This is a genomic window from Nitrosomonas supralitoralis (assembly GCF_003011925.2).
Taxonomy (GTDB): domain Bacteria; phylum Pseudomonadota; class Gammaproteobacteria; order Burkholderiales; family Nitrosomonadaceae; genus Nitrosomonas; species Nitrosomonas supralitoralis.
Window position 1 is genome coordinate 1 of sequence record NZ_PXXU01000046.1, and the last position, 26,272, is coordinate 26,272.

Consider the following 26,272-nt stretch of genomic DNA (forward strand, 5'->3'; position numbering starts at 1 on the left):
TTATTTATTAGAAGATTTTCACGATAGGAACCGCCTAACTTATTTGCCGTCTTGAAAGAATACCGTAAAGGCAGACACAACCATAGGTGCAGATAAAACTCTGCTTATTCAACAATCATTATGTCGCAAGTGCTATTATGCACGGCATGCCTGATAACACTACTCAGTCGCTCGCCATGCTTTCCCATCACAATAAGATCGAAATTAAGTTTCTCTGTCCACTTCTGTATCATAGTCGGCGGATAACCCATTTCAACCACTCTTGAAATGAGGTCGTCTTTCCTTTCCACGCTCAGCTTGGCGATTTCCTTAGTAGCCTGATCATAGAATTCAGAACGATAATGCTTGATTTTCTCATCAGTTACACCGAGCTTGCGAAGCTGCTCATGATTCGGAATTTGAAATGCATGTAACAAACAAATCATTGCATTTTGCGACAGTTCGCACGCCTTGCGGATCGCAGTGTCTGATCGTTCAGAGAAATCAACAAGCACTCCGATCTTGCTATATGGCACAGAAGCATTTCTCTTGACTATTAATATTGGCCGCTTCCCTCTGACAAGGACATTCTCAGCAGTGGTGCCAACAAACATTTCGTGAGCAAAATGCTCACCATGACTTCCGAGGATAATCAGATCAGAATCGCAAGATTCCGCCGAATTGAGAATACCGTCTTCCACTTCGGCAATCTTGACACGGGGTAGAATTGTTATGGGGCGCTCAGATTCCACTCGGTCGATAAAATAGTGAAGTTGCGCATATACAGAATTAGTGAGCTTTTCTTCAACAACCTGCCTAGAATCTGGCAAAAAATTGCAGAGCGCGTCTATTGATGCCGGGGTAATGACATGAAGAACTTCGAGCGCGGTCCGATGTTCTGTTGCCAGCAGCACTGCTCGATCGAATGCTCTTTTCTCATATTGAGAGAAATCTGTTGCGACCAAAATTTGTTTCATTCTCTGATTACTCCTCTCACCACTCCCAGATTCCGTAGTTTATGAGTGCATTCAACAAAATGATTGGACCAAGTTATTATAAAATGAGTGCCGTATCCATACTGAGGCCAACCTTTCTTCGAAGTTGGTCAGCTTAACCCGATATTCTAAATGCGACTCACACAGTCGAATGGGGAACCTTCAAAATGCAAATTCTATACGAAACATAAAAATATTATTGCAGCATTCGTTTGCACATCCATAACTTGTGCGAATACAATTATAGTAAGCTGTCTGCATCAATATTGAATATAGCATGGCATTAGCACTACTTTGGGTTGACGCTAGAATTTTATTGAAGTCGCTTAGTGTAAAAACTAAATAAAGCAGTCACTTACTTGCTGATCATCATCGCATAGACCTTTTTGATCTGTCTGATTTTTGGCCTTTCGTCGTTTTAAAGTTTTTTCCGTCAAGAATCGTTTTTTGCAAAGCCACTTGGCTCAACTTGAGTTTTTGTGCCTTATTATGCCCATTGTATAAAAAATTGTGGAAGCCTTACATTTCTTATTTCTTTCGAGCATTATTCTTTCACATATAAGCTTAGAAAAGAGACAAGATGTTAATTAATAGATACGTAATATACAACAGCTCCCAAAAATCATTGACACGCAATTAAGTCATGCTTCTTTGACGCATGTGCCTCTGAAATTTTTTGATCGCAGATAGGTGGAAATTATGGATAGATTAAACGTTGTGCAAAAGCTCATTAAATCTCATCTTGTGAAAGGAGAGATGATTGCTGGTTCTGAAATCGGTCTCAAAATAGATCAAGCACTAATTCAAGATGCCACAGGGACATTAGTCCAATTGGAGCTGGAAGCCATGGGACTTAAGAAAGCAATGACAGAAGTAGCTGTCCAGTATATTGACCATAATCTTCTTCAGACTGACTTCAAAAACGCCGACGATCATCTTTTTCTACAGTCTGCAGCTGCAAAATTCGGCATGTGGTTTTCACGTCCCGGAAATGGCGTTAGTCACCCTGTACATCAACAGCATTTTGGCAAACCAGGGAAAACACTGATAGGAAGTGATAGCCACACTCCAGCAGCAGGCGCTTTAGGAATGCTTGCTTTGGGATCTGGCGGTCTGGATGTTGCGTTCGCGATTGCAGGGGAACCATTGTACATTAATATGCCTAAGGTGCTTGGCGTAAAGCTTACGGGAATGCTTTCTGACTGGGTTAGCGCAAAGGATGTTGTCCTTGAGATGCTGAGAAGATATGACGTAAATGGATGCAGAGGAATGATCATAGAGTACCATGGTGAAGGTCTTAATATGCTAAGCACAATGGACAGGCATGTCATAGCCAACATGGGAACAGAGATGGGCGCCACTTCTACAGTATTCCCAAGTGATGAAGAAACAAGAAGATATCTAAAGATTCAGGGACGAGAAAAGGACTGGGTTGAGCTTAAAGCAGATAATGAATGCAGTTATGATTTCGAGGACGAAATAGACTTAGCTAAAGTAGAACCATTGATAGCCTGCCCTTCAAGTCCTGGAAATGTGATTCCAGTAAAGGAAGTTGAGGGAAAAGAAGTGCATCAATGCGTCATCGGGTCCTCAGCTAATCCTGGGTTGAGAGATTTCTGGGTTGTAGCTGAGATAGTCAAGGGACGAAAGGTCCATGATAGAGTTTCTTTGGATGTAAACCCAAGTTCAAGACAAATGCTTGAGAATCTCACCAGCATGGGCTCTTTCAAGAGCCTTGTTCATGCTGGTGCACGGTTGCATCAGACGGGATGCATGGGTTGCATCGGAATGGGACAGGCGCCGGCTACAAATACAATAAGCTTGAGAACAATGCCAAGAAACTTTCCAGGACGCTCAGGAACACTTGACGATCAGGTATACCTTTGCAGCCCCGAGACTGCAGCAGCATCAGCACTTGCCGGAGTAATAACTGACCCAAGAAATCTCGGAAAGTTATATGGTCTAAATTATCCTAAATTTCAGCAGCCCGAGACGGAGATAATCAATACTGACCTGTTGCTTGCTCCTTCTGAAGAAGGAAGCAAGGTTAATTTGCGCAAAGGCCCTAATATTAAAGAGTTGCCTTACCTTGAACCTCTGAGAAATAAATATCAAGTTCCTGTAGTGCTGAAAGTGGCAGATAATATTTCTACAGATGAAATACTTCGCGCGGGAGCAGAAGTGCTGCCATTAAGAAGCAATATTCCAGAAATAAGCAAGTGGACTTATTTTATTCTTGACGAAAAATATTATGATCGCGCGCTCGAGGCGAAAAACAAGAATGGTGGGCACATTACGATTGCTGGTGAAAATTATGCGCAAGGATCGAGTCGTGAACACGCAGCGCTCGCTCCAAGATATTTGGGGCAAGTAGCTGTTGTTGCCAAAAGCTATGCACGAATTGGTTGGCAAAATCTTGCCAATTTCGGAATACTGCCTCTTGAGTTTGATAATCCAGAAGATTATGACAAAATAAATCAGGGAGATGATTTGGTTCTGGAAAACTTACATGAGTCATTGAAAAGAAATCTTACCATAGTGTTAAAAAATAAGACCTCAGGTACTGATATCAAGGTAAAACATAATTTAAGCGAAAGGCAAGCTGATATCGTGATTCAAGGCGGAGTGATAAATCACTTCAATATTTGCAACGGCGGCAAGATCTGCTAATTGCAAGTGTTGATTCTCGCCTAATGCATAGGTTTGCTTATACATTGTGGTTCTGGAGGTGCATATGACCTTCTATCCATAAATCACTGATGTAACGGCATTAGACTCAGCACATTGGTTAAATTATTTAAAACACAGAAGTATGTATTTATGATTCGAGAAAAAATCTTATATAGCAGAATTTAGAGAATCAGCGGTGTTGATACGCTTGCTCATTAACCACATGTGTCAGTGAAAAATTGAACAGGGAAAAATGCGTAGGCTATTACGCATCTGTAGTTAAGTACACCAGACTGAGATCTCTTTTTACCTCCTGAGGCCTTTCCTTTGGATGCACAAGGACCATTGAGAATGATGAAACTGTAACTTTCTATACTATATCATTTTAGCGAATTAATAACTATGAGGAATTATTCAGAATTTGATATCATCCGTCGCACCCGCAAAGTAAACTTACTCAATCAAATTATTCACCTGATTGATCGGGAACCGATAAAAGAAGCTATCGCTGAACATTATGTGGAATAGCTCAGATTTAACTGACAGATACCATAAAAAAGGCAACTGTCAGATCTGAGCTAATACAAGCGAAGTATTGCAAACCGTAATTTCAACTGGCTTTCTTTTGTCTTACCAGTGAGTGTTTATAGCTAAGCTTGCGCTTAGGATATTTTATTATGGTAAGTTACTTTGCTCACTTTTTCAGCTACACCTTGTTCTGTTGCTAAGGAACTCACTACCGTAGCAATAACCCCAAGGACAAAAATTACCATAAAAGTACAAACTGATGTAATTATAAAATTACTACTTGTTTTCATAATAGTCTCTCCTTGAATTGATATTTGACTGACCGGCAAGTCTAAGCAAATCAATACTTGAAGTACATCGGGGATACTATTATTCTGCTTTAATGAAAGCCATTAGGTGTTCCGGGGCGTCAATCATGGTGATATTGCCAACTTAGCTTTTTGTCAGGTGTTTCAACGCTGGACTATTGAACCGCCACGGATTGTAATGATTGCCTCGTCATTGTCACATTATTGAAACTGATAACGAGTCATTCCGCTTCAAGCACATTAGCGCAAGCGTCAAAGGGTAAATTAAATCGCCGTAAAAAAACAATATTCACCATCAGCAAAGAGCACCGGGGTCTAATCGACTACTCGACTACTATCTTGTTCAACAAATCAACAGGAGGGTCTTATCTACTGCTATGGAGTGCTATACCACCCTATTCATCTAGTCAATTTTGAATGAATAGAGTTGATCAGCATTCAATTAACGGCAGTAAGATAGTTTTTTCGCAACCATAACTTCACTATTTGGCTCAAAACAGCAATAATATTCATGACGTAACAACGCATTAAACCGGGAGAATCAACTTGGAATTCAAGGATTATTACAAGACACTTGGCATTTCGCGCGATACTACGGCCGAGGATATCAAGAAAGCATTCCGCCGCTTGGCACGCAAGTATCATCCAGATGTTTCTAAAGAAACGGACGCTGAGAAAAAAATGAAGGAAATTAATGAAGCTTATACGGTACTGTCTGATCCTGAGAAGCGCGCAGCTTATGATCAATTGGAACAACAGGGGTTTCAAGCGGGCAGTGATTTTCAACCGCCCCCTGGTTGGGATGCAGGTTTCGAATTCACAGGACAAGGGTTTAGTGATGCTCAAGCAGCAGATTTCAGTGACTTCTTCTCGCAGTTATTTAGAAATCAAATGGGGCCAGGTGCCCGCCATACTCATCGGATGCGCGGTGAAGATCATCACGCCAAAATTATGCTTGATCTGGAAGACAGCTACCATGGCGCCCTGCGCAGCCTGACTCTGCGTATGCCCAAGCTTGACAGCCAAGGGCGCACCATGCTCGTGGAGCATACGCTGAATGTACGCATTCCCAAAGGAGTCCATACGGGTCAAGTAATCCGTCTCGCCGGACAAGGGGGTCCCTGTCATGCAGGGGAAACCGCAGGAGATTTGTTCCTGGAAGTGCATTTCAACCCACACAACCGCTACCGGATCGAAAACAAGGATATTTACGCCGCCTTGCCCGTCACTCCGTGGGAAGCTGCTCTGGGTGCTACAATCAAAATACCGGTACCGGATGGTTTGGTCGATGTACGAGTACCGGAAAATTCCCAATCCGGTCGCAAATTGCGCTTGAAAGGTCGCGGCATTCCAGCGGCCACGCCTGGCGATTTATATTTAGTTCTGGAAGTAGTGCTGCCATCCGCTGCGACAGAAAAAGCACGTAAATTTTACCAAACCATGGCGCAGGAACTCACGTTTAATCCGCGCCAGAATCTTGGAGTCTAACTATGCCGCAAGAAATCGATGCCATTTTACTCGAAGATGCCATGCTCAGTCTGGACGAACTGGCGCGAAGCTGCCAGGTTAGCCGTGAATGGATCATTGAGCACGTTCAGTGGGGTTTGTTGCCAAATGAAAATCTCATCAATACAGACCCGAATGCATGGATATTTGACAGCCGCTGCTTCGTGCGCATTAAAAGAATAGTTGCAATTGAGCGGGATTTTGAAAGTAATCCAGAATTGGCCGGTCTGGTTACCGATCTGATCGAAGAGATTGAGCTGCTTCGCACTCGCTTGAGAGCATCTGAACTGAACGAAAGCTAAAATTTAATTTATATTACCGAATAAACAAGGAAAGCCGCTCATGTCTTTACATATTGTGTGCCCACACTGCCATGCAACCAATCGTGTACCGGCAGACCGTCTGACTGCAGTGCCAAAATGTGGTGCCTGTCATCAAGCATTGTTCACCGCACTACCGGTTGAATTGACAGAAGATCGCTTTACCCGGCATATTGACAACAATGATATCCCGGTGCTGGTCGATTTCTGGGCGCCGTGGTGCGGCCCATGCCGCATGATGGCTCCGGCTTTTGCCAAGGCAGCTGCTATTCTGGAACCAGGAATGCGGTTAGTCAAAGTGAACACCGAAGAAGAACAAAGTCTGGCTACTCGTTATCAAATTCGCAGCATTCCAACTTTAGTGCTATTTAAAGGAGGCAGAGAAATCTCCCGGCAATCCGGTGCTATGGGCGATCAAGAGATAATGCGTTGGGCAAAATCCACAATTCAATAATGTAAATAATAAAAACTACAGGAACAACTATTCATGCCCACACTATCCCGCTTTATCTGGATTTCATTGGCCGTCGTATTGCTAATACTGTTTTTTCACAGCTTTCTTTATCATTATTTTCCAGATTCACTCCAGTCGGGCTATTTCTCCACTGACAATAAATATGAAAGTGCTGAACCTCGGCTAGTTCAAGCACGCGGCAATCTGGCTGAAGACGAGAGAAGTACAATTGAATTATTTGAAAACTCACGCGACTCGGTGGTATTCCTCACCACACGTCAACGCGTAATGGATGCCTGGACGCGCAATATCTTCTCGGTACCTAGCGGAACCGGCTCAGGTTTTGTTTGGGATGATCACGGCCACATTATTACCAATCTCCATGTGATCAAGGGTGCCAGCGAGGCCACCGTACGTCTGGCTGATGGACGCGATTATCGGGCTTCACTGGTGGGATCGAGCCCGGCTCATGATATTGCAGTCTTGCGCATAGGTATCGGCTTCCAACGAACGACTCCAGTTCCTTTAGGTTCCAGCCATGACCTCAAGGTCGGACAAAAAGTATTCGCAATTGGTAATCCTTTTGGCTTGGACTGGACTTTGACTACCGGCATCGTTTCGGCACTGGGCCGATCTCTTCCAAGCAGTGACGGCCGTACCATCGACGATCTAATCCAGACCGACGCCGCCATCAATCCAGGAAATTCCGGCGGGCCTCTGCTAGATTCTGCAGGCCGCCTGATTGGTATCAATACCGCCATTTACAGTCCCAGTGGCACTAACGCAGGAATTGGTTTTGCTGTACCAGTCGATACCGTCAACCGTGTGGTTCCACAAATCATCAGTCGAGGCAAATATATTCGCCCGGCAATGGGCATCACCGTCGATAGCAAACTCAATGACCGCCTGACTCAGCACCTGAAAGTTACCGGTGTTGTCATTCTGAACACCAGCCCCGGATCTGCAGCGGATAGGGCCGGACTTCAAGGCGCGACAATCACACCAGAAGGCAATATCATTGCAAACGATATCATTGTAGCTGTCGAGGGCAAACCAATCGATTCAGTCGATAAGTTACTCGCTCGCATAGATAGCTATAGGGTCGGCGATACCATTATGATCACAGTGTTGCGAAAAGGCGAAACCATTGAGGCACCCGTCACTTTACAACCCGGTGAGTGATAAAAATAATGCTTATGATTTTTTAACTGGAATAATTTTAAGGAAGTGGAAAAAATCATGAGGTTCAGAAATTCATAATTCGCATGACTCATTCAATCAAACTGGATCGTATAAAACAGATCAACCGCACTGTCTTCACCAGCTTGAGTCACAATAGTCACTTTTGGCGTAAGATTGTAAGTCAATTTTGTGATACCCATTGTAGTTGCTGTCAAGCCGCGTTCATAGCTCAGATATGCACGCGAAGATATGCGCTTCCCAACCACACCAATTTGTCCGGTCAAAGAACTGCCAATACCGGCCTGTCTGAACGAGATTTCATCAACTCCCAGAGCTGCACTGATTTGTTCTGTAATACCACTTCCGGACTGCCCGCCCAATATCGATCCTGCGGCAGCTAACAATACTGACGTATCCAAACCGCTCGCATCCGGTTTTCTTCCCAAAACAATCCAGGAGAGTTTTTCAGTGTCGGGAACATCCGGCGTAGATATTAGCTTTACGCGCGGATGACGTACCGAGCCCATAATTTCAACTCCGGCTACAACCGCTAGATTTTCCCGGACTGCCAGAATGTTTAACTCTGGATCATCCAAGGGACCTTGAAAACTGACAATTCCGCGTTTAACTGATAGATTCTGGCCGTATGCTTTAAACGAAGTATCTTGCGCTGCAATGGCTCCGTTGAGCTTGAGTTTATTGTTCCTATCGTTCTGAACTTGAAGTTGGCCAGTAAGTCGACCTTCCAAACCGGATGCGCGGATATGGAATTTTTCACCTAGATTGAGGTTCATGTCTAAAGATATCGACAAGTTTTGACTGGGTTGATTTGTAGCGTTCACAAAAACAATGTCTTCAGATAATTCCGGACGACCTTCCGGTGGTTGCAGTAATAAACCGGCATCGGCCCATAGCTCCCCTTTTACACTCAGACGATTGTTCTGAAACCTGGTTACTCCGGAACCCGATGCGATTACCCAGTACTCGTTTTTATGTCCTAGCGGCAGCTGATTAATTGTGAAATCTATCTGACTTTCTTTACCAATCAGCCCGATATTGCCATTAATCGTCAGCGAACCCGACCTGCCTTCCGATTCAAACTTCTTGAACAAACGTTTGTCCGGCGGAGATTCATGAGGCGTGATAAATTGTAATCGATCGATCTTTAAATCCGTTTGCTGGAATCTAGCCGCCAGCGTACCTTGCTGCAAATTGATTCCCTGATCCAGCAATGCCACATTCATCTCTCTGCCGGAAACCATTCCACTGAAATTCGGTTGCTCCAGCGTGCCTTGAATATCAGCTTCAACCTGAATTTTCCCATCTACATGGATGCTCTCCCCAAGCATGGCGCTAAGCCACTTTAGAGTACTGATATCCATATTTACTTTACCGTGCAATGCTGATTCACGGGAAACAGGCCCATTCATGTTGGATGGCTGGAGTGGCAATAATAAATCAGCTGAGACCGAGCCCACAGACTGGCTGAACAATTCAAATTTACCGATTAGTTCCCCATGCTCAGCAGTCGCCTTCAGCTGCAATTTTTCTAACCCTAATGGCTGAGGCACTTCACCGGGTAAATACCAATCACCCTGCTCTCGAAAAATTTTCAGGCTGCCAACTAACTGTGCAGTAGAATCAAAATTCCAGTGACCGCCTAACTTCAGTTGAAGCTGATTGAATACTTGCTGCGAACCGGGGAGTAAGGCAATACCGGAAAAATCACCCTGAGTTTTCCAGATCTTCGGTGTCCAGTGCAATTGATCAATGTTGACAAATCCACCGGAGATGGAGAATTTAGCCTGATCTAGAGAAATCATTTCGGCGCTACCTGACAGTGCAGCAGGTGCCATCAAGTGTATCGGCATTTTGCCGGCAGTCGAAAACTCAGTTAGTTGGCCATTCCAACGCAGCGATTTCCGGGACATTTTAGGATCTGCCCCGCCTGTTGCTGCCAATCGGACGGTAATATCCTCATTGATCAGTGCCCTAATCGATAGACTATGGTTCGAAATTTTTCCCTGGGTATCGATCGCCAAGTGTTTGATTACAGCTTTTTCATGTGCGTTATAGTGATCAATCAAAACTTTCAGTGAAATTGCATCATTATGCAAACGTACATCAGCAGTGACTCCTGAAATACTTTGATTTTCCGCCAAATGCAAGTGCTTGCTTGAGAACTTCAGATCAAGATCAGGCGCTTCAAAGCTACCGCCAATACTCATGCTTGCATGTACATCGCCCGCTAATCCGAACCCCAACTGAGTCAAATCCGACGCGTTGATGGTCAGATGGAATGCATTTTTCGCATCTCCAATACTTCCCCGCACTAGTAAGTGATTGGATCCTGCTTTTAACTCCGCTTTACCGTTAAATTTATCCAAACCGTTGAAGGCGACTTCACCTGAGCCGCTGATCGAGGATTTGGCTAAGCGGCTATTATGGATCGTATATTTTAATATCCCAGAGATTTGGGGCGACAATTGACCTGATAGCTGAAGAGTTGCATTCAGATTCGAATCAGTGGTTTGAACAAAATCTGCAAGATTAAAATTTGCCAGCTTACCTGACAATTCAAACAATTGTTCATGACCAAGAGCAAACTTTCCTTGTCCGGTTAATTGTGATTTGTTGCGTTGTAGATTGAATTGTTCAAGGGCGACATTTTCTCCGGTCCGCGCGATAGCAGCTGTCAATTTGATCGATTTATCCTTGAGAAGGATGTGTGCAGATTGTGTTTCAGCATTACCGGACAAGTGGATTTTTCCGGAAACTTGCGCTGCTTGCAAGCGGCTATCGATATGGCGCGGATTTAACTGTTCTACAGTTAAATCGGCTGAGGCGGACTGTTCAACCCAATGCCAGGCTAAATTGCCGTGCAAATATCCCTCAATGCCAATTTGCGCACGTATATCCTGCAGCTTTAACAATTCTGCAGTGATCAGAGCATGCGTACTGATTGTTGAAACAGGAAGACCATTGTTATCGATTGTAGCGGCAGCATGATTTTCAACTCGGATATTGCCTTCCAGTTGTCCGGAATCATTTTGCGTCAGATGTGCAAATAGCGAGAGGCTGGCATTTGGCGCATCAGATAAAAAACTGGCAGGATTCAGTTGCTCGATAGTTGCATCTAATAGCGCCACTGGATTAACTGCATAAGGCCGCAAGTGTATCTGCAAGTCTCTTGTGATCGCTGGTTGTGCCGCACTGATTTGAATCATCATTTGTTCCAGATTACCTGTGATGCTCATCTGAGCATCCCCCCATGGATCGGCACCCGATGCCTCAATTTGGGCTGATAAATCAAACGGAGAATTGCCGTTAATTTCAGCTAATGCGTTGAAAGTAGCCCACGGAGTATGAAAATTCAGGCTCCTCAATTGATGAGTTTGGCCATCGCTTTCCAAAGTCAATGAAAGATTAGTTATGATGGATTCGACATTTCCATTATCTGCCGTGGTTAAATGCACCGAATTGATGATCAATGCACGAACCGACAGCGCAAATGGAAGATCCAGGGTTTCAGGTAACGCGCTGGTAGTAGTATCATCCCCGGAAGTCAATTGATGAATTTTTAATGTTTCTGTCGACAGCTCTTCAACCGTTAATTTTTTGTAAAACAAATCACTTGGGTTCCAGGCGATACGGATATTCTGCATCACAAGCTCAAATTCATTGTTGGCAAAATGAGCATTTTCAATCCGCATGTCATGTAGCGTTCCTCGAACACCCACAAAATGTATCGCACCGGAGCTCAAACGATGAATAACTGAGAAAGCCCATTGCAGCCCTGATTGGCTATTCATGAGCCAGAATCCCATAAGTGAAATAGAAATCAGCACCACAAACAACAAACACGCAAGCCATCTGAACCGCTTTTGGCGATTTTCTGATACTTGACTGTCAACGGGTGGATTGGTCATGGGTACAACTCAGAATGCCACTGCCATTGAAAAATGTACGCGCAGCGTGCCGGTTTCATGCCCTCGGGCTAAATCAAGCGCGATCGGCCCTGCCGGGCTGCGCCAGCGAATACCGCCACCATAGCCTAGAAAAGGATGCATTTTTTGCCAGCGATCCGCAGCGCTGCCGATATCGACAAAAGTTGCAACCCCCCATTGCTGCGTTAACCAATGTGTATACTCAGCGGTACCAGTTGCCATCACGAGTCCACCCACAATTGCATTGCCTTCTTCCACACCAATGCTTTTAAAATCATACCCGCGAATGGATTGAATCCCGCCGGCACGGAATAGATATTCCTGCGGAATGCCAAAGCGCGATGACGCAAGCGTATAACCCACTTCTGCGCGCAGAAAAATGACATCTTGAGATCCAACCGGCCACCAGCTCTGATGTCGCGCATAGGTACGGATAAAATCCTGATCCGACAAGAGTTGCCGACTACCGCCACCGACACGCAGGTCTGTTACATCACCACGCCGGATATTAACCGGATCATCAACAACTTGGCGCCTCCATCGCCAGTCAAGGACTAATGCTTCATTAATCTGGTTGATCGCACCGGCAGGCTTTTTGCTTTCATGTTGCCAACTTAAACCAAAATGCATTTGAATTTTTTGAGTTTGGTAATTACGAGTTACGCCGATTTTTTCTTCAACAGTCTTCAAATCCTGGATATCAGTCATTTGCAGATTGGCGCCCAGTGAATAATTGACATTATTCTGATCAGGCAAGGTATCAATGCCAGCAAAAAATGTTTGCCGCTTTTGTTCCAGGCGCAGCAAGCTGGTTAAGTTCCAGGCGCGATCCATGAGATTGTGATTGCGATAATTGATCTCACCGCGCGCGCCATTATTTGAGCTATAACCAACGCCAAAGGCAAAGCGTTGCGATTGAGCTTCCGTCACCATCACTTGAACGGGCACAGTTCGATGTTGCGTCACATCCGGCGTAACACTGACTGAAACAGAGCCGAATTGCGGGCCTTTTTGCAGCGCGATTTGATAAAGATGCAATACATCCCGCCGATAAATGTCACCCATTTTAAAAGGAGCCAGGTTAGTAATCATTGCTGGATCATAACGCTCCAATCCAGTAATCTGTATTTCACCCAAATAAAAAACGGGCCCGGAATCGATAATGATGGAAAGATCAGCACGCGCATTATCAGGGTCTACAGTGGCCTGACTACTCACAAATTGCGCTGCAGCAAATTCTTCTTGAGTAACCTCCGATAACAAAGCTTCTTTTGCTTTCTCCCATTCGGAAGAACGAAAGGGCAAACCTGTTTTTAGCGGCCAGGTGGTACGGAGTTGCGCGATGCGTTCCTGGTATTTAGAAATTTCCTGAGTAATCTCACCTTGAAATGCTATATAAATTTTACCAATGCGCGTCAATGTACCAGGATCAACTTTGATTTCAGGAATAGAAACGTTATTCCGGATTTGATGCAACACTGAAATCGAAGGAGAGAAATAACCTTCAGTTGCCAATAAATTACGGATTTCTTTTTGTGCACGGTACAAAAAAATTTCCTCAGCAGTTTCATCGGCAAAAGGCTCTGACGGCAATTTAAAATATTTAAAAAGAAATTCTTTGATGCTGCCAGGTGCAGACAATATAATCACGGTCGAAGGTTTGGTAGAATTCTGACTTTCCTGCGCTGCAGCGATGCCCGGATTAAGGTTAGTGAATAACAGGATAATTATCCAGATTCGAAAATAAAAACAATCCGCTGGATACTGAAAGCTTGGATTAGCGGTTCGATCGAATATTAGAAATTTCCTCAGCTTTATTAATTTTCTATGATTTATCAAGCGTTGTGAATAATATCAGAGATTTGCCACTATCTTGCTCGCCTGACAAGAGAGCATGGCATTTAATTGTTATTTATTATTTAGAATAAGTTACTTAAACATCATAAAGTGTGAATTGCATAATTACAATTATTGCACTTATGAGACAACTCCTTGAGATTGTTGTTTATTGTTGTTCAACATAAAAAACGATACAAATTAAATATTATAAATGCATATAATGATTACTGACACACATCTATTCCGAATTAATTCTAATTCATTATGCTGTCAAATATAGAGCCTATCGCTGAAGCAATAAAACGATTTGTTATCGTATCGTTATGTAAATCTCACCGTTAATGCAACAACTCGGTTTTTAAGAGTGCCACAAAAGCTTTCCATCAAAGTATTATCATAGCAGTCACCTTTGCGATTTATGAAATTCTACGTTTTGAACAATTCTGGCATAAACTGGAGATTAGGACTAAGAAATTGTACGGGACGAATTATAGGTGAACGACTCGACAACATATTTGGTTTAATTTTTCATTTAGAACTAGATCCAGCCCTGCGACCGGTACCATGTAATGGCATCATGAGCAGCTGTGTCTATTGGGCGTGGTTGCAATCCTAGTTCATTGAGGCTGAACGATGGATCAAAAAACATGCTGCGGCGAGACAAACGCACCCCTGTTATCGTGGCTAGCGGAGATTTACCGGTGACATAGTCTGCCCATGTTTCACTGATTCCTGCCACAAGCAGAGCAAGCGAATAAGGAATCCGCCAGCGCGGTAAAGGCTGACCTGTTTCCTTGCTCAGAATCCTTAACCAATCTGAAAGCAGTAGATTTTCTGCTCCCAGTAAATATCGAATTCCCGTTCTACCTTTCTCCATTGCCGCGATCATACCGATCGCCACGTCTCGCGCATCAATAAGATTGAATTGACAATCCAGAAAGGCTGGCAGCTCTCCCCGGCAAAACGCTAGTGATAGTCGAGTGGGTGGCGTTTGCAATCGGTCGCCAGGCCCTACAGGCAAAGTGGGGCTGACTACAACAATCGGAGCACCTTCCGCCACCATTTTAAAAACTACTTCCTCTGCATGGAACTTGCTTAGACAATACGGACCCAGCATATCACTTGCTTTGAGTCGAAGTGTCTCAACCGCATCTTGCTTTGGATTCGGAGATGTCAAAATGCTCTCGGTACTGGTATACAATACCCGCTTGGCGCCACTGTCAAGAGCAGCACGCATAACGTGAAGCGTGCCGAGATGATTAATACTATCGAATTCTCTCCTGTCACGCCGCCAGAGATTAGGATCTGCTGCCAAATGATAGACATACTCACAATTACGTGCGGCTTTTCTAACAGCATGCTCGTCACGAATATCAGTGCTGATCAAGTCGATCTGGTTCTGTGGCAGATGGTCAACGCCGGCACCTGGTCGTTCCAGGACACGAACAGATTGACCTGCTTCGAGTAATTTTTTGACTAAATGTGAACCCAGAAAACCAGCACCACCAGTGACCAGAATCAAGGATGAATCCTTACGGGCAAATGGCTTTCCAAATTCTGCAAGTGCTGATACTGTGGTTTCAGACCTTCAGTAGTAATCTTCATAATAAGTGCAAGCACAGCGCGATTCAAGGGACAGGGAAACTCTCCAGCAAGCCGAATCAAGTGACCGGTATAAGCATCGATTTCAGTACGTGCATGCTGAACGTGCATATCTGGAGCCATGGAGCAATAGGTGCCGCGGAGTGATGGGCGGAAAAAAATAGCCATCAATGCTGGCAACCAAGGTGTGCGTAAAATTAAAGACACTGTGTCCGGATGAAAAGGCCCGATACGAGCAAGTGGTATTTTAGCATTTTGAAGAATCGCATAATTCTCCTGCAGTAATGCAAAAAAGAGTAACTTAGCCAGTTGATCGGTTAACAATTCTCCATTATCTACACCAGCCGCAGCAGCCAGTGGCGAAATGGCGGCATTGTACATAAGCTTTGTCGCTTTATAAGGCCGGATATCCTCTACAAGCTCAACAGGAAATAATTTGGCTTTTCCCAAGGCCAGGGCCAATGATGCTATCTCAATGCGTTCATCATATGTAATAGGCCGACGCGCCCCAATATGCAGGCTGCCTGGTCGGGTAATTCGCGTCACCGGGTAATCACGCTGACATTCCGACACAAAAGAGGCTATACCTTCACACGCATGACTGCGCCGATCAAGTTCAGGATCAAAACCATTTTGCACCGGAACTAGAAAGGCATCGCCAGATAAACGAGCCAGTACCTTTGGATTGTCATAGGTTTTGGTACAGAGCAGAATAAATCCCTCTTTCGGCGGCATCCAATCATCAAAAGCAATAAAGGGGACAGTATGTGCTCCCAATGTTACTAACGTTACACCATGCTTTATCCCTTCTGTCACCTTGCTGCGAAGACTGTCCACCAGAATAACGGAATAACCTTCTTGTGCCAGAGCCCAGCCAAGAGCTGCACCAATTCCTCCGACCCCCACAATATGAATTGGTTTGTTGATTAAATTTGGCATGAGTCTCTATGAGCCCAAAAAATAGTAAAAGGTAGTGAGAACATGAACCCTCACGGTGTTAATCTGCCAATAAATTTACATGCCGCCGCTGACAGATTCTTACAGATACCAGATAATGCTGAACCCAAATCATATTTGAGACTAAATAGTAATCTAAAACCCCAAATTCCACGATTTATATTTTGATAACTGCCAAGACGTCCCAGAAAAGATCACAATTTTCTTGGACCGCACAGTGAAGTCACAATCTCCACGGGATTTTGATACACTTCCCTCCGTTTGTCATATAAAGGAATGGTAGTACCGTTGATGCGATTCTGTGCCAGAATATCAAGATCGACATCAGCAATAACCACTTGTTCCAGGTTAATCTCTCCTTCTGCGGCGATACCGTCGCGTGAGAACGGAAAATCAGATGGAGTCATGATGCTGGACTGACCGTAATTCAAACCCAATCCTTCTACCGGCAGATTGCCTACAGTACTGGCTACTGCAACATAAACCTGATTTTCGATCGCGCGCGCATGAGCGCAATAGCGCACACGCAAGTAGCCTTGACGATCATCAGTGGATGAAGGCACGAACAGGATATCTGCGCCCGCTTCGCATACCTGACGCGCTAACTCTGGAAATTCAATGTCGTAGCAAATGAGAATGCTGATGGCACCATAGTCAGTTTGAAACAGATGTAATTTATTGCCAGCGGCAGTATCCCACTTATCTTTCTCCCAACGAGTACGGTGGATTTTGTCCTGAGTGAACATTTCTCCATTAGGTGAGAACATAAATGCAGTGTTATAGAGCAATCCATCCCGTAGATTGGGGTGGGTGCCGGCAATCAGATAAAAATTATATTTTTTGGCCAACTCAGCCATCAGATCCTGGTAACGCGGCGTATAGTCATGCATACGGCGAACAGCGGACTTGATATCATTATCCGTATCCAGAAAGGACAACAACTGGCTGGTAATAATTTCCGGCAGCATGACAAAATTAGGTTTGTATTCGGCGGCAGCCTTGAGAGTGAAGCGAACCTGGTTTTCAAAGCCATCCCAATCACTGATAGACCTTAACAAATACTGCACTGCAGCAATACGTACTTTCATAAGATGTTTCCTTCAGGAATCAGAGTAGGTTTCTTGGTATTGTAGCGAGGATTGAGCCAAACGATTAACGCCGCATAACCGAGACTCTCCTCATCCTCTGGAATATACCCGCTGACTATACCGCAGTAATTAAAGCCTTCGTGTAACTGAAAACTGAGCACAGGATCATGGATATCACCCCATATAACTTTCTGCACATAAAGCTCAATCGGCATTTGATCAGAATAATGATGATATCCGGGCAAACGACCGCTGGCAATGATGCGTTTGAGATTTAGCCTGCGACACAATCGTCGTCGTTCTTGATAAAGTGCGTGACCAATTCCGGAGCCTCGCAAATGCGGATTGACAAAAACCTCTGCAGCATAGAGCGTCAAACCATGCGGATTATGAGTATCGAAACTGCCGCGCGCAGTAATCTCTTGCCATGTATGTTGCACTTCCCACTCATTCCACGACACCACTAGCGAACTGGCTGCGCCGACCAACTGACCATTGATCTCAGCCACCAGTTGCCCCTGAGAAAAAACCTCAAGCTGATGTTGTAACAAGTCTTCACGCCAGGAAGGAATAGTTGGATAGATCTTTTTCTGCAAACCTATAAGCGGCTTGATATCGCTTACGCAGGTGTTTCGAATTATGACCTTCGGGCTCATTGCTGGATAAACCCCTTGACAATTTTTCAAACAAAATGTTGCTGCTTAAATCCAGAGTTATTGATTGATAAGAGTATATTAAAAATTAATTTATTTAATATTCACAACCGCCCAATCGCTCGTGTTTTCATTTTAGAGCATTTCTTAGATTAATTAAATGCATATCCTTTCTGCGATGCATTTGTTCACGTCCGATTGACTGCTTTAAACTACCGCCAAAACCGATAACATGATCAGTAAAAGCTCAGTTCGTATAAAAAGTAATGAGCCATCACGATAGGATAGATAGTCAATAATTAGCTGGTTTGAGTTATAGGAGTGTCCGACATAAAACTGCCGGGAAAGTATTATCCCGTCCGTATCCGCCGCCAATATGAAGCAATGAAACAAAACAGCGATTGGGCGGCAGGATAATTAAGCTCCGGATTTGATATAGCTCGGGTAAATAATTGACTATCTTATTGTTGATTAATTTAGCTGAACACCGTTCTTTATCAGGCTCAGAAACCCTCCCAGCACCGCGATATCAAATCAATCTGTGCTGAGTTTATGGTTTAAAGAGTCTTGAATTCCATAGTGAACAAGTTAAATTTGCTACCCGGTTTGGTCGACAAAAAATCAACCTCATCTTTACAACCAGCTTAAAATAAAATTCTTTAAAACTATCCGCGTTGCTTGCGGAGAAATAAGGAATTGAGAAAAAAATCAGTTTTCACCAGCGGCCAATTCTTTTTCGCCACTCTTAGTAATTTGAGAGGAAACAACTTCCTTTATTCCATATTTACGAGGTCTTGCTGCCAACTTCCAAGTTGCTGGATTAGTTCTTGTTTATACAGGGCACTAGCGGCCTGTACGGAAAAAATACAATTCAAGGCCAGAACAGGAATTATTTTGCTCCAGATTTTATATGCATTAAGTAACCTAAATAGGGCTCTATTACGTTTGAATATATTTCTATAACTCACTTTATGACGCATAAGATTATTTTAAAATCCGAGTCTCGGATTTTACGCATTAAATTATAGAGTATTTTCTCAATAACAGTGACTTATGCTTCAATCAGCGTATAGCCTGGTTATTGAATCTCAAGTGGCCAAAATATTGGCAGCAAAAAAATCGTAACTATAGACACAACTAAAGTGAGCGGAATGCCCAGCTTTAGGTAATCAATAAATCGATATCCACCCGGACCCATTACCAGAGTATTGGCCGGATGAGATACCGGACTAGCAAGACTGGTTGCGGCAATTGCAACCACCATCATTACCGTCTGTGCTGATACGCCCAAAGTTGTACTAAGTGTCAAAGCGATCGGAGCCATGATGAGTACAAGTGCAACGGTCGGCATCATAAGAGCACCCAGTGTAGTGATGATATATAGTCCAGCGATAACGACCCACGGCCCGCCGGGACCCAGCAGGTCAAGTATGCTTTGTGCTAACAAAGTTGCTGCGCCAGTATGTTGCATTGCGGTGCCAAGTGGCAGCATGCCTGCGATCAGAAAGATTGATCGCCACTCGATTGCGCGGTGTGCCTGCTCCATATTGAGACAGCCACTCAATACCATTAACGTTGCTCCGGCAATAGCTGCAATTGAAATGGGTAGCAACTCCATAATTACTGCAGCAACCACTAACAGCATCAGCGCACCGGCTATGGGTGCCTTACGCGTGTTAATCGGCTTGACCTGCACCGGATTAAGAATCAAAAGATCTTCAATGTCGTTAAGCCCGACCAAACGCACCTTTGGTCCGACAAAGAGCAACGCATCACCCGATTGCAGGGTCATTGTGCGCAGACTTGATCGATGCGGTTTACCTGCACGCCAGATTGCGGCCAATTCCACGTGATAATGCTCATCGAGCTGTAGATCTTCCACGCGACGTCCGACAAACTTGCTATGGGGATGTAACGTTGCTTCGACTAGATCGAGCTCACCTTGTTCGAATACATCCAAATAAGGAGATACATCGCTCAAACGCTCCAGTTGCTGTAACCCGCGCAGCATATCCAAATCACTTTCACGACCCTGAATCAGCAATAGATCTCCCGACTGAATAATCTCTTCGGAGGCAGGTGATTCCAGTACCTCTCCATTTCGGAAAATACCAAGTAAACGAAAATCAAAAGCATCTCCTAACTGATTCTCGGCCAATGTGGAGCCGGATAATGGCGTATCGTTCGGCACGTGCAATACGAACAGACGCGCGTCAAGCTGATAGTTTTCCCGCATTTCCTTAGGTGTAACCGGTCCTACGGTGGAAAATTCTGATGCATCATGTAATGCCGCCAGCGCCTGAGGTGTACCTTGTACCAACAAACGGTCGTCCGTAGTGATCACCATTTCTGCCAACCGTGTTCGGCGCACTAATCCTGTGCGTCGAATTGCAAGTACATTGACTCCGAAATGCTCACGAAACGCTCGGTGATGCAGAGGTTTACCAATCAGGGTCGCATTGTCGGCTACCGTTAATTCGGCAAGTTTGTTGTCTGCCAATAATCTCTCGTGCAGTATGGGTGCCTCACGTTCAATCGTGAGAGTACTCCAGCTGCGTAATCGCTCGAAGTGATCAAAACGTCCTTGTGTAAGTAGAATATCCCCCGCCTGTAGCAGAGTGTTCGCTTTAGGCAACACTTCGGTTCGACCTGCACGAGTTAGTGCGATGATTACCAGACCCGCAGCCCAGGTCAGACCAGATTCAGCGATCGTCTTATCAATCAGTAATGCATTGGCGGGTACCTGAAGCACAAAGATACGTTCCTGCAATCCATATTCGTCATGCAAGTTTCGTTGCTTCTCCAGAATTTTCGTAGTGTCGGTTACTGGTAACAGATGGCGCCCCAGCAGTGCAACAAAAGCGGTACCGATCAATAAGATCGGCACGCCGATGAAAGCAAAATCGAAGAATTCAAATTCTGATTCACCAGCCTCGCGCAGCGCAATGCTCACTAGCAGATTTGGAGGGGTGCCGATAAGAGTCATCAACCCGCCGAGTAATGTACCGTAGGCCAACGGCATCAGCACTCGAGACGGTGCAATTGCGGAACGTCGAGCAACTTCGATCACCACTGGCAGCATTAATGCCGCTACAGCTATATTGTTCATGAAAGCCGACAATATGCCGGCTGAAATCATGAAAATCGTTATTATGCGCACTTCACTACGCCCGCTTACATGCATCACCAAGCTACCGATTTGATCTGCAATGCCGGCGCGAGTAAGTCCCTCACTCATGATGTACATCGCCCATACTGTGATCACCGCCGGATTACTAAAGCCGCTGATAGCCTCAGCAGGTGACACCAGTCCGAAGATCGCCAGACTCGACAGCACCATCAAAGCCACTACATCCATCCGCACCCATTCAGTAACAAACAGAATGAGGCATGAAAAAAGAATTCCAAATACCAACACGATTTCAAAAGTCATTCTCGTTCAGCCTCCGGATTCATTTAACGTTATCAGTTAGAGTGGCCAAAAGATCAATAGCAACGGAATACTGACAGTGATTACTAATATCTCGAGCGGCAATCCAAGCTGCCAGTAGTCACCGAAACGAAAACCGCCAGGACCCAGTATAAGGGTATTATTCTGATGTCCAATCGGTGTCAGAAAGGCACAGGAAGCACCGATCGCCACCGCCATCAAAAAAGAATCGGCGTTAACTCCAAGTGCAGTAGCGGTACCAATGGCGATTGGGCACATCACGGCTGCAGTGGCTGCATTATTCATTAAATCGGAAAGAAACATTGTAATAATGAGAATGAGTGCAAGTCCCATAATGGCGTGCCCTTGCACAATATTATCGATCATGAATCGTGCCATCAGATCTGCCGTACCCGTAGAATCTAATACACCGGCCACTGGAATAAGTGCTCCGAGTAAGACTATTACAGGCCAATCAATTGCGTCATAGACCGCTCGTGGCGCGATGATGTGAAAAACCATTGAGGCCAGTACGCCGAGAGCAAATGAAATGGCTGCGGGCAGCAGACCAAAAGCTGCACCACCGACTGCGGCAGCCATGATACCACCGGCAATTAGTGCTTTGCGTTTGTCTGGAATATGTAGCTCGCGATTAGCTAATGGCACACAACCAAAGTCAGCTGCAAACTCTGCCAGCACTTCTGCGGTACCTTGGAGCAACAGCAAATCGCCAGGTTGAATTTTCAGCGTTCTTAGCCGAGTTTTAGCACGTGAACCTTCGCGCGACACCGCTAGCAAGTTGAGTCCATAGCGGGTACGTAACCGCATATCCGCAGCCGATCGACCTGAGATCGTTGATTCCGGGCGAACAACGAATTCCATCAAAATAATCTCATCACTTTGAGAAGATTCTTCTTCTGCTTCAACTGATTCTATCGCTCCGTTTTTTTTATTACTCACCTTAATGTCATCGTGTCGCCGAGTATGCTCGGCCTCACTTTGACTCTTTTCTCTATCGTTGTGCTGGGTATCTGCTTCTTCCAGATTTAATCCGAGATTCGATAGAATGTGCGCCAGAGCCTCGGCTTCAGCTTCAATAATCAGAATGTCATTAGCTAATATCTTGAATCCGGCTCGAGGTGTAGTCAAATGTTTCTCATTTCGTACCAAACCTACGACTTGCGCGGCGTGTTCATCGAGTATAGTTTCAAGTTCGTGCAAGACCATCCCAGCAGCTTTACTATCGGCCGACACGCGCACTTCGGTGGTGTAGGCTCCTGTCTCAAAAGCTTCTATGCCAGTTTGTTTACGCATCGGAACCAGCCGCCAACCGACAACAGCTATGAATATCACTCCGCTTAAGGCTACAGCTAAACCAACCGGGGTGAAATCGAACATACCAAAGCTGCCATCGCCGCTTTGGGCACGAAAGCCTGACACAATCAGATTAGGTGGTGTTCCAATCATAGTCGTCATACCGCCGAGAATGGTTCCAAAAGCCAATGGCATTAATATTCGTCCTGGAGGCAGTTCAAGACGCTCAGCCAGTTGAATCGCCACTGGCATCAAAAGCGCCATTGCCCCAACATTATTCATGAAGCCGGAAAGTACTGCGCCCAGTCCGACCAGCGCCACCAGATTTAGCGTCGGTCCGGCATTTTTCGGTAAGGTATGACGAACTAGCACATTGACTGCCCCTGAGGTCTGCAAACCACGGCTCAGTATCAGAATACAAGCCACACTAATCACCGCTGGGTGACCAAAACCAATAAAAGCATCTGCAGCAGCAATCAATCCGGTAAGCACACAGGCAAGCAACGCACCCACCGCGACCATGTCGTGACGCCAACGCCCCCATAAGAACATAGCCATGGTGAATACTAGAATAATAAGAATTACTGTTTGATTTGAGGTCATATTGTTTTCTAAAAGATTATTCTAGTCTAGGTTCTGGTTGTCTATTATAGATAAGCATTTAATATAACAGATAAATATCAACATGTAACTCTCACATCCCCCAAGAAGCGAGTTTACAATACTACTGCTTCGACTAAAGTTCAGTCATGAGATCTGATCGAAACTGGAGATGATTCTGCTTCAAGAAACCATTTATAACAAGCGCAATTTACACCTGATAATAGAAGGTAGATTCTATTGGGTGCGGACTACAGTTTTTCCGCAGTAAGATTTATACATTTTCATAGGCGTGCTGAAACTCAATCATTCAAATTTTTAATACGACATTATTTTTTAACAATATATTTATTAATGAATTATTACTGGATTTGAACTTGTAGATCATGTATGACTTTATATACAAATCTGATCAGTTTATTCGTAAAAAACCAAAGTTGCGTTTATGCAACCTTTAGTGATTTTTGACTTCGCTTTCAATCTTTGCTACTTTCCAACGCAAATTATGGATATTCTACGCAACACCCTATGAAACAAAGAGGAATGAGATGCATGAAGAAACAGTGATGCATGATTTAAAGGCCAAGGGCCTGAAAAAAGGCTCCGTATCCAAATGGGCTGCGGTAACAATCGGTTTAGCAGCAACAGCTCCTGCTTATTCTTTGACCGGTGCACTTGGTTATGGTGCGGCAGGAAGCGGCTATCAATTGCCGATTGTATTTTTACTCTCTGTAATTCCAATGTTTTTTGTTGCATTGTCTTACAAACACTTAACCTCTTCTGCTCCGGATGCCGGCACTATTTTTACTTGGGGCACAAAAGCTATAGGACCGAGGTTTGGTTGGTTTGGTGGCTGGGCGCTCTTACTAGCAAGTGTTTTATCAGGTGTTGCCGCTACTCAGATTATGGTAAATGCAGCGGCTGTTATTTTTGACATGAATAATATCCCCAAGTGGTTCCATATTGGAGTAGCAGGCCTTTTCATCTTCAGCACAACCTATCTCACAGCGCTGGGTGCTAAAGAATCCTCTCGCACTACTATGATTCTTACAATCGCTCAGTATGGAGTGCTTATTGCGCTTGCCGCATTTCTATTATTACGCATTATGCAAGGAAGTGCTGTCAGCACCGCCGAGGCATTCTCGATTGAATGGTTCAATCCATTCGCAATCACTTCATTCACTGCTTTTCTGGATGGTTTTCTTATTGCACTTTTCATATTTTGGGGATTTGATGCATCATTAGCAATGTCAGAAGAAACGGAAGGCAGTGCAGAACAAGCAGGGAAAAGCGGCATTATTTCAATGATCATTACAGTTATCACTTATGTTGCCTTTTCCACCGCAGCTCTGGCCTATGCCGGCATAGACGCTCATCATCAATCAAGTCTGACGTTTAAGGATAACATTGATTCCAGCATAACAGTTCTTGCTACTGACATTATCGGCACAGGAGGTGCTTTGGTTGCTGCTTTGGTCATTGGAGTTTCTGCTTTCTCCGCCACAATGTCTACGATAATGCCAGCTGCACGGGCTGCTTTGGCAATGGCGACCTACCAAGCAATCCCTCAAAGATTTTCTTCTGTTAACGAGAAGACACAAACCCCAAAATTTGCAACTTGGTCTATCGGTTTGATGACACTGACCATCTACAGTACGCTAAGTTTAATCAGTGAATCGATTGTTAAAGATACGATCCATAGTGTAAGTATTGCAATCTGTACTTATTATTCGGTTGCGGCATTATCCTGTGCGTTATATTTCCATCGCACTGCCTTTAATCATTGGCGCACCACCGTATCACAAGTACTGCTGCCAACTACGGCTGCAGTTGTGCTAATTGCAGTAGGTATTCTTCAAGCCTGGAACATGCTGGATCCGAGCTATGGATCAAGCGGATCAGTTGCTGGTATGGGCGCAGTATTCCTGATTGGAGTTGTCGCACTGTTCATGGGATTTCCTTTGATGATGTGGTGGAATTTTAGAGATCCAAGGTTCTTTCGTGGCGAAACTTTACCACTTGAAAGAGCGCATATGGTATCTGACAATAATAATCCCATATAGCAAAGACAATAAATAATTTATTTCAATCAGCTAAGCAAACAGATTTTCAATTATGGATAAGAAAGAACCATGAAGCACCTCGATTTTTGAGTGCCTTGAGTGCCAATTATCAACATCAGAAGAAACACAACAACGAGAACATTCACGTTACCAGCTTTTGCACACCTTTCTCTAGCGGAAATCCTGCATCACGCAATGCTTTGATTCCGCCAGCCAGAGATAAAACATTTTTATACCCCATTAGTTGCAGCACATCGGCCACCAAAACTGACCGATAGCCTCCGCCACAATACAGCACAATAAGTGCCTCTTTATCAGGAATTTCGGTTTCAATGTCACGCTCGATTATACCTTTTCCTAGATGACGCGCGTTCGCTGCGTGATCTACCCAAAACTCATGATCTTCCCGCACATCGACAAAGTAAAATTGTTCACTTTGTGACAACCGATCCTGCAAATCACTAACTGTACATTCTTTTATTCTTTTTCTTTTCTGTTCTACTAATCTCAAAAACCCTAGATTATGCTGTCGCATTTTCCCCTTTCCTATAATATACAAAATAAAAATAGCATCTAAAGTTCCAATCAAGAAAATAAAGGTTACAAAAAATCCATTCCTATCTTAAATGTCATGGCTACATCAGCTAACTACCATACTTAGATATTAATTACTCAAAACAACAGAAAAAGGCCGTACTTCAAATCACGAGGCTCAAGGTCAATTAATTATAATATTTAACAAGATAATCTATAGATTGAATACAATGAATATCACAGCAAGCAATGAACCGCAAAGTATATGTGAATAAGCTGATAAAAAAACCGATACACCAGCTG

The 26,272-nt window shown here is 44.3% G+C and carries 17 protein-coding genes; 6 read left to right on the plus strand and 11 right to left on the minus strand.

All coding sequences use genetic code 11. From position 1 onward, the window contains the following. Window positions 1-104 precede the first annotated feature (104 nt). Window positions 105-956, minus strand: a complete 852-nt coding sequence (locus C7H79_RS12950; RefSeq protein ID WP_106707672.1) for a universal stress protein — start codon at window positions 954-956, stop codon at window positions 105-107. Window positions 957-1,673: 717 nt separating this feature from the next. Here C7H79_RS12950 and C7H79_RS12955 point away from each other — a divergent pair. Next, entirely contained in the window at window positions 1,674-3,644 is a 1,971-nt protein-coding gene (locus tag C7H79_RS12955; RefSeq protein WP_106707673.1) for an aconitate hydratase, read from the plus strand. Window positions 3,645-4,306: 662 nt separating this feature from the next. Here the strand turns inward: C7H79_RS12955 and C7H79_RS18030 are convergent. Then, complete coding sequence (locus C7H79_RS18030) at window positions 4,307-4,462, minus strand: hypothetical protein (protein ID WP_172592438.1); 156 nt, start codon at window positions 4,460-4,462, stop codon at window positions 4,307-4,309. Window positions 4,463-5,026: 564 nt separating this feature from the next. Here C7H79_RS18030 and C7H79_RS12960 point away from each other — a divergent pair. Genes C7H79_RS12960 through C7H79_RS12975 form a run of 4 tightly spaced genes read left to right on the plus strand, consistent with a single transcriptional unit; the run spans window position 5,027 to window position 7,942 of the window. After that, a complete protein-coding gene (locus C7H79_RS12960) occupies window positions 5,027-5,968 on the plus strand; it encodes a DnaJ C-terminal domain-containing protein (RefSeq protein ID WP_106707674.1) in 942 nt (313 codons plus the stop codon). 2 nt (window positions 5,969-5,970) lie between these two features. Continuing rightward, a complete protein-coding gene (locus tag C7H79_RS12965) occupies window positions 5,971-6,288 on the plus strand; it encodes a chaperone modulator CbpM (RefSeq protein ID WP_106707675.1) in 318 nt (105 codons plus the stop codon). Between the two features lie 40 nt (window positions 6,289-6,328). After that, entirely contained in the window at window positions 6,329-6,760 is a 432-nt protein-coding gene (gene trxC, locus C7H79_RS12970) for a thioredoxin TrxC (protein ID WP_106707676.1), read from the plus strand. A gap of 33 nt (window positions 6,761-6,793) precedes the next feature. After that, entirely contained in the window at window positions 6,794-7,942 is a 1,149-nt protein-coding gene (locus C7H79_RS12975) for a S1C family serine protease (RefSeq protein WP_106707677.1), read from the plus strand. Window positions 7,943-8,034: 92 nt separating this feature from the next. On the opposite strand, the gene C7H79_RS12980 is transcribed toward C7H79_RS12975, so the two are convergent. From C7H79_RS12980 to C7H79_RS13020, 8 genes are all read right to left on the minus strand, one after another. After that, on the minus strand, window positions 8,035-11,871 hold the full coding sequence (locus C7H79_RS12980; RefSeq protein ID WP_106707678.1) for a translocation/assembly module TamB domain-containing protein: 3,837 nt from the start codon (window positions 11,869-11,871) through the stop codon (window positions 8,035-8,037). 9 nt (window positions 11,872-11,880) lie between these two features. After that, window positions 11,881-13,539 (minus strand): autotransporter assembly complex protein TamA, encoded by a 1,659-nt coding sequence (locus C7H79_RS12985; protein ID WP_242447285.1) that lies wholly within the window; start codon window positions 13,537-13,539, stop codon window positions 11,881-11,883. Window positions 13,540-14,266: 727 nt separating this feature from the next. Then, window positions 14,267-15,250 carry an NAD-dependent epimerase/dehydratase family protein gene (locus C7H79_RS12990; RefSeq protein WP_106707679.1) on the minus strand — a complete coding sequence of 328 codons (984 nt, stop codon included), beginning with the start codon at window positions 15,248-15,250 and terminating at the stop codon, window positions 14,267-14,269. Then, entirely contained in the window at window positions 15,247-16,269 is a 1,023-nt protein-coding gene (locus tag C7H79_RS12995; RefSeq protein ID WP_106707680.1) for a ketopantoate reductase family protein, read from the minus strand. The genes C7H79_RS12990 and C7H79_RS12995 overlap by 4 nt, the downstream gene beginning before the upstream one ends. A 212-nt stretch (window positions 16,270-16,481) precedes the next feature. Continuing rightward, window positions 16,482-17,375 carry a carbon-nitrogen hydrolase family protein gene (locus tag C7H79_RS13000; protein ID WP_106707681.1) on the minus strand — a complete coding sequence of 298 codons (894 nt, stop codon included), beginning with the start codon at window positions 17,373-17,375 and terminating at the stop codon, window positions 16,482-16,484. Further along, complete coding sequence (locus C7H79_RS13005) at window positions 17,372-18,031, minus strand: GNAT family N-acetyltransferase (RefSeq protein ID WP_106707682.1); 660 nt, start codon at window positions 18,029-18,031, stop codon at window positions 17,372-17,374. Before C7H79_RS13005 ends, C7H79_RS13000 begins: the two co-directional genes overlap by 4 nt. Window positions 18,032-19,106: 1,075 nt before the next feature. After that, a complete protein-coding gene (locus C7H79_RS13015; protein ID WP_106707684.1) occupies window positions 19,107-21,461 on the minus strand; it encodes an SLC13 family permease in 2,355 nt (784 codons plus the stop codon). Between the two features lie 36 nt (window positions 21,462-21,497). Beyond that, entirely contained in the window at window positions 21,498-23,375 is a 1,878-nt protein-coding gene (locus tag C7H79_RS13020) for an SLC13 family permease (RefSeq protein ID WP_106707685.1), read from the minus strand. A 545-nt stretch (window positions 23,376-23,920) separates the two neighbouring features. Here C7H79_RS13020 and C7H79_RS13025 point away from each other — a divergent pair. After that, entirely contained in the window at window positions 23,921-25,435 is a 1,515-nt protein-coding gene (locus tag C7H79_RS13025) for an APC family permease (RefSeq protein ID WP_106707686.1), read from the plus strand. Window positions 25,436-25,577: 142 nt separating this feature from the next. Here C7H79_RS13025 and C7H79_RS13030 read toward each other — a convergent pair whose 3' ends face one another. After that, window positions 25,578-25,970 carry a rhodanese-like domain-containing protein gene (locus C7H79_RS13030; RefSeq protein WP_106707687.1) on the minus strand — a complete coding sequence of 131 codons (393 nt, stop codon included), beginning with the start codon at window positions 25,968-25,970 and terminating at the stop codon, window positions 25,578-25,580. Between the last annotated feature and the right edge of the window lie 302 nt (window positions 25,971-26,272).